Annotated in this window: 16 protein-coding genes; all 16 read left to right on the forward strand. The window is 51.2% G+C overall.

The genetic code is table 11. The features are described 5' to 3' along the window. Positions 1-3 precede the first annotated feature (3 nt). Positions 4-639: a flagellar biosynthetic protein FliO gene (locus ACZ439_RS24565; RefSeq protein ID WP_464620313.1), complete on the forward strand. Its 636-nt coding sequence runs from the start codon at positions 4-6 to the stop codon at positions 637-639. Further along, on the forward strand, positions 636-1,397 hold the full coding sequence (gene fliP, locus ACZ439_RS24570) for a flagellar type III secretion system pore protein FliP (RefSeq protein ID WP_054799594.1): 762 nt from the start codon (positions 636-638) through the stop codon (positions 1,395-1,397). Before ACZ439_RS24565 ends, fliP begins: the two co-directional genes overlap by 4 nt. A 27-nt stretch (positions 1,398-1,424) precedes the next feature. After that, complete coding sequence (gene fliQ / locus ACZ439_RS24575) at positions 1,425-1,694, forward strand: flagellar biosynthesis protein FliQ (protein WP_054796996.1); 270 nt, start codon at positions 1,425-1,427, stop codon at positions 1,692-1,694. Positions 1,695-1,704: 10 nt separating this feature from the next. After that, positions 1,705-2,484, forward strand: a complete 780-nt coding sequence (gene fliR, locus ACZ439_RS24580) for a flagellar biosynthetic protein FliR (protein WP_155614350.1) — start codon at positions 1,705-1,707, stop codon at positions 2,482-2,484. A 6-nt stretch (positions 2,485-2,490) separates the two neighbouring features. Continuing rightward, entirely contained in the window at positions 2,491-3,588 is a 1,098-nt protein-coding gene (flhB, locus tag ACZ439_RS24585; RefSeq protein ID WP_127604533.1) for a flagellar biosynthesis protein FlhB, read from the forward strand. Between the two features lie 49 nt (positions 3,589-3,637). Beyond that, a complete protein-coding gene (gene flhA, locus ACZ439_RS24590; protein WP_127604531.1) occupies positions 3,638-5,671 on the forward strand; it encodes a flagellar biosynthesis protein FlhA in 2,034 nt (677 codons plus the stop codon). After that, on the forward strand, positions 5,668-7,017 hold the full coding sequence (flhF, locus tag ACZ439_RS24595; RefSeq protein ID WP_155614349.1) for a flagellar biosynthesis protein FlhF: 1,350 nt from the start codon (positions 5,668-5,670) through the stop codon (positions 7,015-7,017). The genes flhA and flhF overlap by 4 nt, the downstream gene beginning before the upstream one ends. Beyond that, positions 7,010-7,882: a MinD/ParA family protein gene (locus tag ACZ439_RS24600; RefSeq protein WP_127604527.1), complete on the forward strand. Its 873-nt coding sequence runs from the start codon at positions 7,010-7,012 to the stop codon at positions 7,880-7,882. Before flhF ends, ACZ439_RS24600 begins: the two co-directional genes overlap by 8 nt. Before the next feature lie 82 nt (positions 7,883-7,964). Next, positions 7,965-9,116, forward strand: coding sequence for a protein-glutamate methylesterase/protein-glutamine glutaminase (locus tag ACZ439_RS24605; RefSeq protein WP_054796997.1), 1,152 nt, complete (start codon positions 7,965-7,967; stop codon positions 9,114-9,116). A 40-nt stretch (positions 9,117-9,156) separates the two neighbouring features. Further along, positions 9,157-11,199, forward strand: a complete 2,043-nt coding sequence (locus ACZ439_RS24610) for a chemotaxis protein CheW (RefSeq protein WP_464620314.1) — start codon at positions 9,157-9,159, stop codon at positions 11,197-11,199. A 49-nt stretch (positions 11,200-11,248) separates the two neighbouring features. Continuing rightward, positions 11,249-11,710 (forward strand): chemotaxis protein CheW, encoded by a 462-nt coding sequence (locus ACZ439_RS24615; RefSeq protein WP_054796998.1) that lies wholly within the window; start codon positions 11,249-11,251, stop codon positions 11,708-11,710. A gap of 38 nt (positions 11,711-11,748) precedes the next feature. Then, complete coding sequence (locus ACZ439_RS24620; RefSeq protein WP_155614373.1) at positions 11,749-12,336, forward strand: chemotaxis protein CheC; 588 nt, start codon at positions 11,749-11,751, stop codon at positions 12,334-12,336. Continuing rightward, the gene (locus ACZ439_RS24625; protein WP_054797011.1) at positions 12,333-12,827 is read left to right on the forward strand and encodes a chemotaxis protein CheD; all 495 of its coding nucleotides are present in this window, start codon (positions 12,333-12,335) and stop codon (positions 12,825-12,827) included. The genes ACZ439_RS24620 and ACZ439_RS24625 overlap by 4 nt, the downstream gene beginning before the upstream one ends. Positions 12,828-12,829: 2 nt before the next feature. Further along, positions 12,830-13,258 (forward strand): hypothetical protein, encoded by a 429-nt coding sequence (locus ACZ439_RS24630; RefSeq protein WP_054796999.1) that lies wholly within the window; start codon positions 12,830-12,832, stop codon positions 13,256-13,258. A 17-nt stretch (positions 13,259-13,275) separates the two neighbouring features. After that, entirely contained in the window at positions 13,276-14,058 is a 783-nt protein-coding gene (locus ACZ439_RS24635) for a FliA/WhiG family RNA polymerase sigma factor (RefSeq protein WP_155614347.1), read from the forward strand. A gap of 23 nt (positions 14,059-14,081) precedes the next feature. Beyond that, a complete protein-coding gene (locus ACZ439_RS24640) occupies positions 14,082-15,491 on the forward strand; it encodes a DUF342 domain-containing protein (RefSeq protein WP_054799599.1) in 1,410 nt (469 codons plus the stop codon). Positions 15,492-15,520: the final 29 nt, after the last annotated feature.

Below are 15,520 nucleotides of genomic sequence, written 5' to 3' on the forward strand. Positions count from 1 at the left end.
CACTTGAAGAGACTCGCAACCAAGACGTTGCTAGCCGTTCTCGTTCTATGGATGCAGACAGCGGCGTGGTTAGCTGCTGTTTGTTTCGGGGAAACGGGGACCGATGCGCCCGGTTCGAGTCCTTTTGACTCACCGGACAACATCTATTCAGCCGGAGACACGCTCGGGATGATTGTCAAAGTCATTTTTTTTCTTATTCTCATTATCGTCATCTTCTTTGTGATTATGAAGATCATTGCTCAAAAAAATAAGTACTTCACAGGAAGATCCATTCGGTCGCTTGGCGGTTTGCCTCTCGGACAAAACAAATCGATTCAAGTCGTTGAGATCGGGAAGTCGCTCTATATCGTGGGGGTTGGCGAGAACATCCAACTGCTCGAGAAGATTGAAGACGAAGCGGAGGTCGCGCTCATTCGCGACATGATGACTGCGGGTCCGGCTATGACGGAGCCGGCGTTCGAATCGTTTGGCGGCTGGCTGAAAAAGCTGAGACAGAAGCCAGAGGTGGAGGAAGAGCTTGACATTGAAGCAACCTCGTTCCAGCACGTGTTCCAGACCAAGATGACGGACCGTAAGAAGATGATGGAGGAGCTGCTCCAGCAAGACAATAATTCAGATCGGTTGAATGATAAACCATGAAAAAGCTCATCAAATTATTACCGCTGCTTCTGCTTGCCGGAATGCTCTGCTCGGTTTCCGGCCAAGCGTTCGCGGCGGATCCGATTCCGGGTATTAATATCGATATCGGGACAGCGAACAGTCCGGACAATGCGTCGGGTACCGTTACGATCATACTCCTGATTACGATTCTTAGTCTTGCGCCTGCCATCCTCGTCATGATGACAAGTTTCACCCGGATTATCATTGTGCTCGGTTTCGTCCGAACGTCCCTGGGTACGATGCAAATGCCGCCGAATCAAGTACTGATCGGATTGGCGATGTTTCTAACCTTCTTTATTATGGCGCCGACGTTAGGTGAAATAAACGAGACGGCTTTCCAGCCTTATATGAAGGGGGAAATTACGCAAACCGCCGCATTGGATAAAGCGTCGATTGCGATGAAGCAATTTATGTTTCAGCATACGCGCCAGAAAGATTTGAAGCTGTTTCTCGACTATACCAAAGCCGCGCCTCCGAGCGGCGTGGAAGATACGCCGCTGACCGCGCTCGTTCCGGCTTATGCGATTAGTGAGCTGAAGACGGCGTTTCAAATGGGCTTTATGGTATTCATTCCGTTTCTAGTCATCGACATGGTTGTCGCGAGCACCTTGATGGCGATGGGGATGATGATGCTTCCCCCGGTCATGATATCGCTGCCTTTTAAAATACTGCTGTTCATCCTGGTTGACGGTTGGTATTTGGTCGTGCGCTCGCTGCTGCTCAGTTTCAATTCGTAATCGGGACCCGAAAAGGAGGGACTTGCTTTGAGCTCGGAGTTTATTATCGGGTTGGCCGGCGAAGCGGTTTATACAACGTTAAAGGCCAGCGCTCCGATGATGGTGGTCGCTCTTGTCATCGGCTTGATTATCAGCGTTTTTCAGGCAACGACTCAAATTCAAGAGGCTACGCTGGCTTTTGTGCCGAAAATCGTGATGGTGCTCGTCTCGATTCTGATTTTCGGACCCTGGATTCTAAATACGCTCGTCGATTTTACTTATAATCTTATGAACAATCTTTACAAATTCGTCGGGTAGGTACATGTAGATGGCTTGGTTCGTACAGTATCTCCCTGGATTTCTGCTGTTTTTTTGTCGAATTACTTCGTTTTTTGTGGTCGCGCCTATTTTTTCGGGTCGAAATGTGCCTGCGCAGTTTAAAATCGGGATCTCGGTTTTCGTAGCGTTTATCGCTTTTGTCGGGGCCGGCACCCAATCGCCGGTTGCTATGGATTCGATGTACGTGCTGCTGATTATACGGGAAATATTGGTCGGCTTATGCTTGGGCTTTGTCGCCTATATGTTTTTCACAATCGTGCAAATTGCAGGATCGTTCATTGACATTCAAATCGGGTTCGGTATTGCGAACGTCATCGATCCGATGACGGGAACGCAAAGCCCGGTGATCGGCAACCTGAAATTTATGGTCGCCTCGATGCTGTTTCTGTCGCTAAACGGTCATCATTATTTGCTCGAAGCCATCATGCGAAGCTATGAATGGATCCCGTTAAACAACGAGACGTTCGCCAAGTTTTATGGCGGGCAAATTTCAGACTTTATGGTGAAGTCATTCTCAAGCGTATTTGCGTTAAGTTTCCAAATGGCCGCACCGCTTATCGTTGCGATGTTTTTGACGGACGTCGGTCTCGGGCTTCTGGCGAGGGTCGCGCCGCAATTCAATATTTTTGTGATCGGGCTTCCGGTCAAGCTGTTGCTCGGCCTTATTATGTTGGTTTTATTATTTCCTGGTTACGAGTCTCTGTTCAGCAATATTTTCGCCAAAATGATGGAATCGATCAAGAGCTACTTCGGATTGTTTCAAACCTAAGGGGGGATGGACGTGGCGGCACTTCGTTTACAACTCGACCTGCAGCTGTTTGCCGGGGAAAAGACGGAAGACGCGACGCCCAAGAAGAAACAAGATGCAAGAAAACAAGGACAAGTGGCCAAAAGTATGGAACTGCCCGCTGCCTTTATCTTGTTTTTTTCCTTCCTGGCGTTTTACTTGTTCGGCGGGTTCATGAAAGGACATCTGGTCGGCGTTTTCCGATCGATCTATACGGACTTCCTGCTGGTCGACCTCACATCGCCCAATATGATGGTGTTATACGAGCAGCTGGCGCTGCAGATGCTGCTGATATTAAGCCCGATTTTCGTAATCGCGGTCGTCATAGCCGTGCTCGGCAACTATTTGCAATTCGGCTTCCTCCTCACGGGCGATCCGCTGATGATGAAATTCAGCAAAATGAACCCTCTTGAAGGCGCGAAACGAATGTTTTCGATGAGGTCGGTCGTTGAGTTTCTGAAGTCCATGTTGAAAATGAGCATTATCGGTTATGTTGTGTATTCGGTCTTATGGGGCGAGAAAGCGCACATTATGCAGCTAGCGCATCTCCCTCTTCAGGAGATTCTGACTTTTACTTCTTCGCTCGTGTTGAACCTTGGCGTGAAAATCGGAGGCATTTTGATCATACTGGCCATTTTCGATTTTTTGTATCAGAAATATGAGCATGAGAAGAATTTGAGAATGTCCAAACAGGACATTAAAGACGAGTATAAGAAGTCGGAAGGGGATCCGCTGATTAAAGGGAAAATTCGGGAGAAACAGCGCCGTATGGCGATGCAGCGTATGATGCAGGACGTGCCCAAGGCCGACGTTATCATTACGAACCCTACCCACTTTGCCGTGGCTCTCCAGTACGACGGTTCGAAGATGCAGGCTCCGACCGTCATTGCCAAAGGGACCGACTTCGTCGCTCTCAAGATCAGACAAGTCGCCAAAGACCATGGCGTCGCTACGATCGAAAATAAACCGCTCGCCCGGGCTTTGTACGCTCAGGTGGAAATCGGAGAAGCGATTCCCGCCGACATGTTCCAAGCCGTGGCCGAAGTATTAGCCTATGTATACAAACTTAAAGGCAAGGCATTGTGATCTTGGCCTGAAGATAGCGAACGAGAACTAAGTAGAGGGGGCACCGGCTTTGAAAATTAGAGACCTTGTCGTATTGATCGGCATCATCGGCATCATTCTCATGATGGTCGTTCCGCTCCCGATTTGGTTGTTGGACTTTTTGTTGATCCTGAATATTACGCTGGCGCTTATGATTATTCTGGTCGGGATGAATACGACCGATGCGCTGCAATTTTCAATCTTTCCTTCGCTCCTTCTCATTACAACCCTGTTCAGGCTCGCCCTAAACGTCTCCACCACCAGGAACATCCTGGCACACGCCGATGCCGGTAATGTGGTCGAAACCTTTGGTTCATTCGTCGCGGCAGGCAACCTGGTTGTCGGCTTCGTCGTCTTTATCATTCTCGTACTCGTACAGTTTATCGTCATTACCAAAGGTTCCGAGCGCGTTGCCGAAGTTGCGGCACGGTTTACATTGGATGCGATGCCCGGCAAACAAATGAGTATCGACGCCGATTTGAACGCCGGCATGATCAACGAACATCAAGCGAAGGAACGCCGTGAGAAAATTTCACGCGAAGCAGACTTTTACGGTGCGATGGACGGGGCGAGCAAGTTCGTCAAAGGGGATGCGATCGCGGGCATCATCATGCTGATCATCAATATCATTGGCGGTTTGATCATCGGGGTCGCCATGAAAGGAATGTCTTTCGCCGAAGCAGGCGAAAAATATTCGATTATGACGATTGGCGACGGCTTGGTGAGCCAAATTCCGGCGCTGCTTATTTCGACGGCTGCAGGTATTATCGTTACCCGGGCTGCGTCCGACGGCAATCTGGCGCATGACCTGACAACGCAAATTTTCTCCTACCCGAAGCTGCTCTATATCGCGGCAGGTACGGTGACGGCGCTTGGCCTCTTTACCCCGATCCATTTCTGGACGACGTTTCCGATTGCGGGTCTGCTTGCCTTTGCCGCTTATCGGATGCAGCAAATCGTGAACCGCAAGCAAGCGGAGGAGGTGCAGCTCGAGGAAGAGCAGCAAATTGAAGAAGTGCGAAGTCCGGAGAGCGTTATTGGGCTGCTCAATGTGGACCCGATTGAATTCGAATTCGGGTATGGCCTTATCCCGCTTGCGGACACGCAGCAGGGCGGCGATCTGTTAGACCGGATCATTCTCATTCGCCGTCAGTGCGCGCTGGAGCTCGGGGTCGTCGTTCCTGTTATTCGGATTCGCGATAATATTCAGCTGAGGCCGAATGAATACATCATCAAAATCAAGGGCAATATCGTCGCTCGCGGCGATTTACTGCTCGGTCATTACTTGGCGATGAGCCCGGGCATCGATGACGATTCGATTGCCGGGATCGATACGCTTGAGCCGGCTTTCGGTCTTCCGGCACTCTGGATCGACGAACAAACCAAAGAACGCGCAGAGCTTTCCGGGTACACGGTGGTCGATCCGCCGTCGGTGGTCGCGACGCATTTAACGGAAATCATCAAGAAGCATGCTCACGAACTTCTCGGACGGCAAGAAACGAAAGCACTTATCGAGAATGTCAAGGAAAGCTTCCCGGCACTGGTGGACGAGCTCATCCCGAATGTTCTTTCCTTAGGAGACGTTCAAAAAGTACTGGTGAAGCTGCTGCGTGAAAAAATTTCGATCCGGGATCTCGTTACGATATTAGAGACTTTAGCGGATTACGGCACCTATACGAAGGACCCCGATATTTTGACCGAATACGTGCGGCAAGCGTTATCCCGGCAAATCACCCAGCAATTCACGTCGATCGGCGACTCGTTAAAGGTGATCACCGTAGGCCCGAATCTGGAGAAAAAGATAGCCGAATCGGTGCAGCAATCCGATCAAGGCAGCTACCTGGCGCTCGATCCGACTTCAACGCAAGTGATCTATCAACGGCTTAGCGATCAGGTGACCAAACTGATCCAATCCGGGCAGCAGCCGATCGTACTGACATCGCCGACGATCCGCATGTACCTGCGCCAGCTGCTTGAGCGCACGATGCAGGATATTCCGGTATTGTCTTACAGCGAGTTGGAGCCTAACGTGGAAATCCAGAGCATGGGGGTAGTTAATCTATGAGAGTGAAACGGTACGTAGTGGATTCAATGCCGGATGCGCTGCAAAAGATTAGAATCGACTTAGGCCATGACGCAGTGATCATCAACACCAAAGAAATTCGTACCGGCGGATTTCTGGGGATGTTCTCTAAGAAAAAAATTGAAGTCATTGCAGCGATGGATACCGCTTCCCCCGGCGGTTCCGCCGCAGGAGCCAGGACGCCCGCGGGCGAGGCTGCCGTTGTTGCTGCAAAGTCGACAGCTCCCTTTGCGGCTCCGCCTTTCGCTCAGTCTGCCAAAAAGACCGTAGCCGCTGCTTACGGGGCGCAGACGCTGCGGGAAGAGAAACAGCCGGTTCTTGCTTTTCCCGAAGTGCCGGACGTGCTTCCGCCGGAATCGGCGGCATCATTCGTACCGGTTCAAACGGCGGCGCCCGCGCCGCTCATGCCGGTTCAGCGCATTCAAGCGGCAGCTCCGGTGAAAGCGAAGGAAGACATGCTCCTGGAAGAATTAAAGCAGATGAAAGAAATGATGCGCAGACTCTCACAGCAGCATGGAAGTGCCGAACAACTGAATCCCGCGGTTCAGCGGTTCGAGCAGCGTCTGCTTGAACAAGAGGTGGAACCTCATCTTGTTCAGGAACTGATTGCCCAGGTGCTGGAAGATGCAGTAATCTCGGCGGCTGAATTGTCAGAGACGTTCGTGAAGCAGTCGCTGCAGCGCCAACTGCTCGCGATGCTGAGAATGGAAGGCAGCAAGTCCATAGCGGCCGATACGCGCATTGCGCATTTTGTCGGCCCTACCGGAGTCGGCAAAACGACGACGATTGCCAAGTTGGCGGCCGAGCAGGTGCTCAAGCACCACCGCAAAGTCGGTTTCATCACTTCGGACACGTACCGCATTGCGGCCGTCGAGCAATTGAAAACGTACGCGACGATCTTGAACGTACCGCTTGAAGTTGTATTCTCGCCCTCGGATTTAACTAAAGCTTTCGACAACTTGAAGGATTGCGATCTTATTTTCATGGATACGGCCGGACGCAATTTCCGCAACGAAATGTACGTTTCCGAATTAAATGCGTTGCTGAAATCAAGCGGAAAAAGCGAAACGTTCCTTGTGCTCAGCTTGACAACCAAATATAAAGACATGAAAGCCATTACGAGCAACTTCAGCAAATTCAAGCTGCACAAGGTGTTGTTTACGAAGATGGACGAAACTGACTCCTACGGCGCAATCCTGAATTTGGTTCGCGAATTCGGGCTCCAGATCTCCTATATCGCGAACGGACAAAGTGTCCCCGACGATATTAGAGTGCTGCAAGAACAATTCATCATCGATCTGATTCTGGAGGACGATAATCATGAGTGATCAGGCCCAAGGGCTGCGGAATCTGATTAAACATCAGGGCGCCGATCAGGAAAAGGCGACCCGGATCATCACCGTAACCAGCGGGAAGGGAGGGGTAGGCAAATCGAATTTCACCTTGAATTTTGCCCTATCGCTCCAGAAAAAAGGGTTCAAGGTGCTCATTTTCGACGCGGATATCGGACTCGCCAATATTGATGTGCTGATGGGCATCTCTGCAAAATATAATTTGTACCACTTGTTGAAACGGGAAAAAACGGTCTGGGATATCATCCACAAAGGACCGAATGATATACAGTTCATCGCCGGGGGCTCGGGCTTTAACGAATTAATTCGTCTAACGGATGAGCAGCTTGACTATTTCGCGGAACAAGTGAATCAGTTGAACGGACATGTCGATTTCATCATTTTTGATACCGGGGCGGGCTTGTCCAAAGAAACGTTGAAGTTTATTCTCGCCGCACAAGAAACGATTGTGGTGACAACGCCGGAGCCTACTTCCATTACCGATGCTTATGCGATTATCAAAATGGTTCACTCGATGAGTTACGACGTGAAATTCCGGTTGGTCGTCAACCGTGTGACGGATTGGAAGGAAGGGCGGCAAACTGCGGATAAAATCAGAATGGTAGCCAAGCAGTTTATGGATTTGGACATTCCGACGATCGGATACGTGTTGGATGACAATTCGGTTTCCAAAGCGGTGAAAAAGCAAATCCCCTTTACGATCGCTTTTCCGGAAGGCGCGGCTTCGAGGTCGCTGGGCGAATTAACCGACGATTTTGTGTTGAACCAGCTGCCGGCCGACAATCAAGCGGGTTCGGTTAAAGGTTTCCTGAGCCGAATGATTCGTTTGCTGAAGCAATAGCGAGCAGGGATGTTGATTTGGCCCGGTGAACAGGAACAACTTCTGACCTTCTAGCTCAGTGACAACGTAGAGGAGTGAAGCTATGCAGCAGCCGTTTGATGTGTTAGTGGTCGATGATTCCATATTTATGAGAAAAATCATCTCGGATTTTATCTCGCAGGATCCGATGCTGCGGGTAGTCGGGACGGCCAGGAACGGGAAAGAAGCCGTCGAGCAGGTGAAGAAACTACAGCCTCATGCGGTTACGATGGACATCGAAATGCCGGAGATGAACGGACTTGAGGCGCTTCGCGTCATTATGAAGGAAAGCCCGGTTGCGGTCATTATGCTCAGCAGCTTGACGCAAGAAGGGGCGTCCGAGACGATAAAGGCACTGGAATGGGGGGCTGTCGACTTCGTCGGCAAGCCGTCGGGCTCAATTTCGCTCGATCTTCATAAGGTAAAAACCCAGCTGCTGGAGAAGCTTCATATCGCAGTGAGAATGAATGTGAACAAGATTGGGCTGCAGCGCCCGATCCTTCCAGCTGAGCGTCGTCAACCGGAGCTGAAGCCGATACCGCAGGCCCGCACGACAGCGGCTGCAGCGCCATCGAATCCGTCTCCAAAGGCTGAGAGGCGATCGGTTGACCGATCGCAAGCGGGCATCGGGCACTTGGTCGCGATCGGAACTTCCACCGGAGGTCCGCGTGCGCTTCATCAGGTATTGTCGGAGCTGCCGGCGGAGCTTGCGGCTCCGGTCGTGATCGTGCAGCATATGCCGCCGAATTTTACCAGATCGCTTGCTCAACGGCTCAATTCGATATCAGGTCTGAAGGTGGTCGAAGCGGAGGAAGGCATGCCTCTTGAGAACGGCACGGCTTACATCGCTCCCGGCGGAAGTCACATGGCGGTCGCCCGCAATGGGCCGGGCGCTTATCGCATCCATCTGAGCAAAGAAGAGCCGCGCAGCGGCCATCGACCGTCCGTGGATGTTCTTTTTGAATCGCTGCTTCCGCTCAAGGAGTTGAAGCGTCATATCGTGATCATGACCGGCATGGGATCGGACGGCGCCAAAGGGATGCTGGCTCTGAAAGAATCGGGAGCTGTAACCACGATTGCCGAATCGGAAGAAACCTGTATCGTCTACGGTATGCCCCGAGCAGCGGTCGAGCTTAAAGGTGTCATGCATGTGCTGAAGCAGCAAGAAATTGCAGGCAAATTAATATCCGCAATCGGTTTATCGGCCTTATCTTAGTCCTTATACATATAAACGATCCTGATGGAGGTGTACGGTTATGGAAATGAATCAATATCTCTCGATGTTTATTGACGAGTCCAGAGATCACTTGCAAGCGATTAACGAACATATGCTCAGCCTGGAAAGCAGTCCGGAAGACATCAGCATTGTCCAGAACATTTTTCGTTCCGCACATACGTTAAAAGGAATGTCTGCTACCATGGGCTTCGAGGATATCGCCTCGCTGACGCATGAGATGGAGAACGTGCTGGATCTTGTGCGCAATCATAAGTTGAAAATGGATTCATTCATCTTTGATTGCCTGTTCAAAAGCACCGATTCGCTCGAGACGATGGTCGAAGACATTATTCAAGGCGGCACCGGTAAAGCCGACGTTTCGGACATTGTAGCGGCTTTGAAATCCATAGTCTCCGGCGATTACCTGAAAGGCGCTGCGGGGGGATCGGCCAAGCCTGCCGATGGGCAGGACGAAACCAAAGCGGAGCTCGACGAATTCCAGCTCTCGATTGTCCAGCAATCGATCGAAGCGGGGATTCCGGTATTCTGGATCGAGGTCACCGTTCGTCAAGATTGCGTGCTGAAAGCCGCCCGCGCTTACATGGTGTTTAATGTGCTCGAGCAGAACGGGGAAGTCATTAAAGCGAGCCCTTCGGTCGAAGATATCGAGCAGGAGAAGTTCGGCGAATCGTTCGCGGTGTACTACATATCCCAGATCGATCATGACCAGCTGCATAAACAAATTTCCAGCGTATCTGAAATCGATAAGGTCGAATTGGTCGTGCTGAATCAAGAGAAGCTGGCTGAGCGCATGCTGCCGGCCGCGAGAGCGGCACAAAAGGAAGTTGCTGCCGCTGCAGCCGTAGTAACGCCGGAACCTCCTAAAGCCGAAGTGAAGAAACCGCCGGCTGCGCAGGCGGGAGCTCCGGTCGCCAACCGGACGATTCGCGTCGATATCGAACGTTTGGACTTCTTGATGAATTTATTCAGCGAGCTGTTGATCGATCGCGTCCGGCTGGAGCAGCTGGCCAGTGAAATTCGCAAAAACGAATTAACGGAAACGGTCGAGCATATGGCCCGCGTCAGCAGCGACCTGCAGAACATCGTGCTCAAACTGAGGATGGTTCCGGTCGATACCGTGTTCAACCGGTTCCCGCGGATGATTCGCGATGTCGCCAAAACGCTGGACAAGAAAGTGGATTTGATTATTACGGGAGCGGAAACCGAGCTCGACCGTACGGTTGTGGACGAGATCGGCGACCCGCTTGTACACTTGCTGCGCAACGCCGTCGACCATGGTCTGGAACCTACGTCGGAGCGTATCGCCTTGGGCAAACCCGAGACGGGTACCATCCATCTTCGCGCATACCATAGCGGAAATCATGTGTTTATTGAAATCGAAGATAACGGCCGCGGCATTAACCGGGACAAGGTGCTTGGCAAAGCAATCCAGAACGGGGTCGTCACCCAAGAGCAAGCGGCGCGCATGACGGACAAGGAAGTGTATATGCTTCTTTTCGCTTCCGGCTTCAGCACGGCAGACAAAATCTCCGACATTTCCGGCCGCGGCGTAGGTTTGGATGTCGTGAAGACGAAGATCGAAAGTCTGGGCGGCGAAGTGCACGTCGATTCGGAATTCGGTAAAGGATCGAAATGGTCCGTACAGCTGCCGCTGACGCTGTCTATTATTTCCGCGATGTTGATTCGTCTTCACGGTGAGAAATACGCGATTCCGCTTTCTTCGATCGTCGAAACGGCCGCCATTCGCCCGGAGCAAGTTCGAATCGTACACGGCAATCAAATGGTCGACTACCGGAATAGCGTCATTCCGCTGATCCCGTTAGCCAAGCTGTTCGACGTCCCGCAGGGCGAAGACGAATCGGAAGCGGATATCCAGATCGTCGTTATTCGCAAAGGGGAGAAGATGGCCGCACTCGTCGTCAACGAGTTCATCGGCCAACAGGAAATTGTGTTGAAAACGCTGGGGAAATACTTAACCAACCTGTTCGCCGTTTCCGGTGCGACGATTCTCGGCGACGGGCAAGTCGCCTTGATTATCGATACGAACGCTTTAATCAAATAACGATAACCGCGATTGATCTACTGCACGATAATTTGAGGAGGACGAGGGTATGGGACAAGAAATGAAAGTAATCGTTTTCGCGTTGGCGCATGAAGAATACGGCGTTGAAGTTGAAAAAGTAAAAACCATCGAGCGGATGCAGCCGATGACGCGCGTTCCCAAAACGCCTGACTTCGTAAAAGGAGTCATCAACCTGCGTGGGGTCGTGACCCCGGTCATCGATTTGCGCGGCCGTTTTGGTTTCGCGGAGAGCGAATACACCGAGAACACGCGGATTATTATCGTCGGGGTGGACGATATCGAAGTCGGATTAATCGTCGATTCCGCTAACGATGTCATCGATGTGGACACCGACCATATCGCTGATCCGCCTGAAATCGTGGGCGGCATTAAAGCTAAATATTTGCACGGTATTGCAAAAATCGACGATAACCGGCTGCTCGTGCTTCTGAATTTGAAAGAAGTGCTCAATAAGAGCGAGATTGTCCAATTGGAGAACATAGAGGAGTAGATCCTGTGGAATCATTTAACGCATTTGCCGATTTTCAAATGGACGTCCTCAAAGAAGTAGGCAATATCGGCGCCGGACATGCCGCCACCGCATTATCGAAGCTGCTTGATAAGCCGGTCGACATGCTCGTGCCGAAGGTGCGGATGGTTCCATTTGAAGAGATTGCGGATAGCGTGGGCGGAGCGGAGCAGGTTGTCATTGCGATCTTCTTGCGAGTAGAAGGCGAGACGCCGGGCAACTTGTTCTTCATTCTTAAGCAGGAATCGGCCAAAAAACTGCTGCGCAATTTGTTAGGAATCGAAGTTGTCAGCGATGAGGGATATACGGAGATGGAAATCTCCGCGTTAAGCGAGATCGGCAACATCTTGGCGGGTTCCTATTTATCGTCGTTGGCTGACTTTACGAGGCTGAACATGCAGCCTACGGTTCCTTCTCTTGCCATCGATATGGCGGGAGCGATTTTGAGCTACGGCCTTCTCCAATTCGGTCAAATGGGAGATCAAGCGCTCTTGATCGATACGAAGTTTCTTAATGGGAAGGATGAAGTGGAAGGGCATTTCTTTCTCATTCCCGATCCCGAATCGTTTGAGAAAATTTTTATCGCTCTGGGAGTGCAAACTCCATGATCCAAGACAATTTGATCAAAGTCGGAATGGCTGATCTCAACGTTGCCCGCCAGACCGGCGTGCTGAAGACGACCGGCCTTGGTTCGTGCGTCGGCATCACGCTATATGACGCGAAAGCCAAGGTGGCCGGTATGGCCCACGTCATGCTTCCTAACTCGGATATAGCCAAAGAGGGCCAGCTTAATATTGCAAAGTATGCGGACACGGCGATTCCGGAGTTGATACGGTTAATGGAAGCGCTGGGTGCACAAATTCGCAGAATGGAAGCAAAAATGGCCGGAGGCGCACAAATGTTCGCTTTCGGCAGCCAGTCCGATACGATGCGCATCGGACCGCGTAATGTGGAGTCGTGCAAGGAGCAGCTGTCCCGTTTCAAGATTCCGCTTCTGGCGGAAGATACGGGCTCCAATTACGGCAGGACGATTGAATTCGACTGCGAGAAGGGAACTCTTCTCATCCGCAGCGTACAACACGGAGTGAAGGAACTGTAACCATGATTGGATCGATACGGTGGAACTTTATCATCGGCGCTATTGCCTTTATATTCACCTTTATGTTTTCTGTCGGGAACAATATTTGGTTGACGACGCTCCTTCGGAGCGTCTACAGCTTTGCTGTCCTTTTTATACTTGTCTTTGGTTGTCGTTGGCTGCTCGGCACCTTTGCCGGCTTTAATCAATGGAACTCGAACAAAACGGAGCTAGGCGAAGGGGATTCGGACGGCACGAAGGGAACTGTTTTCGATGCCGTCACCCCCCCGGATCAAGATGAGGAGCTTCATCAAATGCTGAAAAAGAAAGTAGACGCTCCTATGCCGGAAGAGGAAACGTTCTCTCCGTTAAACCCGCCCAAATTGTCTACCAAGTTCAGCGAAACGCCGGAGGAATTGGCTCAAGCGGTTCGCCGTATGACTGAAGAATAAGGGGGTGAAAGAGCGTCATGATCGGGCAAAAATCTCATTTAGCGAACATCGAGATGTGGAAGAGGTGGAGAGAAGAACACGATACTGTAGCCAAGCAAACGCTGATCGAAACCTATTTGCCGCTTGTGGACTACGTATCCGGCCGACTTTCCATTGGACTTCCCAAAAACGTATCCAGGGACGACCTCATCAGTTACGGGGTGATGGGGTTAATCGACGCTATCGAGAAATTTGACTACGAACGCGGACTGCAGTTCGAAACGTACGCCTCATGGCGCATTCGCGGAGCGATGATCGACGGACTCCGGCAAGGGGACTGGGTTCCTCGTTCCGTACGCGAGAAGGCGAAGAAAATCGAGGAAGCTTACCAGAAGCTGGAGCAGCAATACCTGCGTTCCGTCACGGATGCGGAGATGAGCGCTTATTTGCAGGTAAGCGAAGGCGATTTTCAACAGATGGTTCAAGATATTGCGGTCACCACGGTATGTTCGATCGACGATCCTATCCGCGAAGAAGAAGCGGAGACCCGTCTTTCGTTATTGATTGACGAAAAGGCAAAAAATCCGGAATCGAAAGTAAAAGAAGTGTACTTGAAAGATACGCTCGCGCAAGCGATTGAACGGCTTACTGAAAAAGAACGCACCGTCGTCTCGTTGTTTTATTACGAAGAACTTTCACTTAGCGAGATTGCTGAAGTTATGAGTTTATCCCCTTCCAGAATTTCACAGCTGCATTCCAAGGCGATTTTGCGCTTAAGGGGTTCGTTAAGCCGGCACAAGTCGCATCTATTTCAAGACTAAGCTACGAAAGCGGGGTTATGAATATGGGCGACCTGGCGATGCCGTTAAGTTATTATTTGGACCTTACCTTATCCGATGATAAACTGACCGCCTACCTGCAGTTTATGAACTGCGACGATAAATTTGCCGTAACTAAAGAACAGCTGGACGAACTGATCAAATCGCATCATATCGTGTACGGTATCGACGAGGACAAGCTCCTTGCGATCGTGAGAGATCCGAAATCGTTTTTCTTTACGAAAACCGCGATTGCAACCGGTCAACCCCCGGCACATGGACAGGACGGTCAAATACGTTTATTGTTCGATTTGGACGGTCAATCCAAGCGTCCGCTGGAAATGGAAGACGGCAAAGTTGACTATAAAGAAGTGACGGCCATCAACAATGTCCGTAAAGGACAGTTGATCGCAGAACGCATACCGGCAGGTAAAGGAACGGATGGACGTGCGGTCACCGGGGAAACCATATTCGCCAAGGACGGGAAGGAAGCTCGCTTCAAGCCCGGGAAAAATGTCGTCTCCGATCCGGATCAGCTTGCCCTTTACGCCGCTATCGATGGGATGGTGACGAAGACGGACCGCGAAAAAATCAACGTCTTCCCGATATTTGAAGTGAACGGCGACGTAGACTATAATATCGGCAATATTGATTTTGTCGGGTCGGTCGTTATTCGCGGCAGCGTGCTTCCGGGATTCCGGATCAAGGCCGCGGGCGATATTCGGATTACCGGTAATGTCGACGGCGCGGATCTCGAAGCGGGGGGCTCGATCGAGATCACCGTCGGTATCCTGGGGCACAATAAAGCGATCATTCGCGCAGGCAAACGGGTCAAATGCTCGTTCATTCAGGATGCGACGGTCGAAGCCGGGGAAGAAGTGCTCGTGGGACAAAGCATCATGCATTGTCAAATTCGCGCCGGTAAACTGGTCGCCTGCAAGGGAACCAAAGGATTGATCGTCGGAGGAATGATTCAAGCGGGCGAATGCGTCATTGGGCGAACGATCGGAAACTCGATGTCGACGGCAACCGTCATCGAGGTAGGCGTGCTGCCGGAGCTGCGCAACGAGCTGCAGCAGCTGCGTACGAATCTAAAGACGTTGATCGAGAATTTCGACAAGACGGAGAAAGCGCTCGTGCTGCTCGACCAATTGGCTGCGGCCGGACAGCTCGGACCGGATAAAGTGGCGATGCGGATCAAGCTGAACCATACGAAGAAGCAGGTTATGGAAGAGATCTCTTCATTGAAGGAACGTGCACTGGAGATTGAGAAGTCGCTTGAAGATTCGGAGCGGGCGAAGGTCGAGGTCATCTCGAGCGTGTACAGCGGTACGAAAATCGTCCTCGGTCGTTACACGAAATTCATCAAGGACACTTCCCAGCGCGTAAAGTTTCAATTGGTGGACGGCGATATTGCGATGCTTCCGATTCAATAACGCAAGGCAACAGCCTGTTACGGGAGGGG

This window comes from Paenibacillus sp. JCM 9796, from assembly GCF_055379675.1.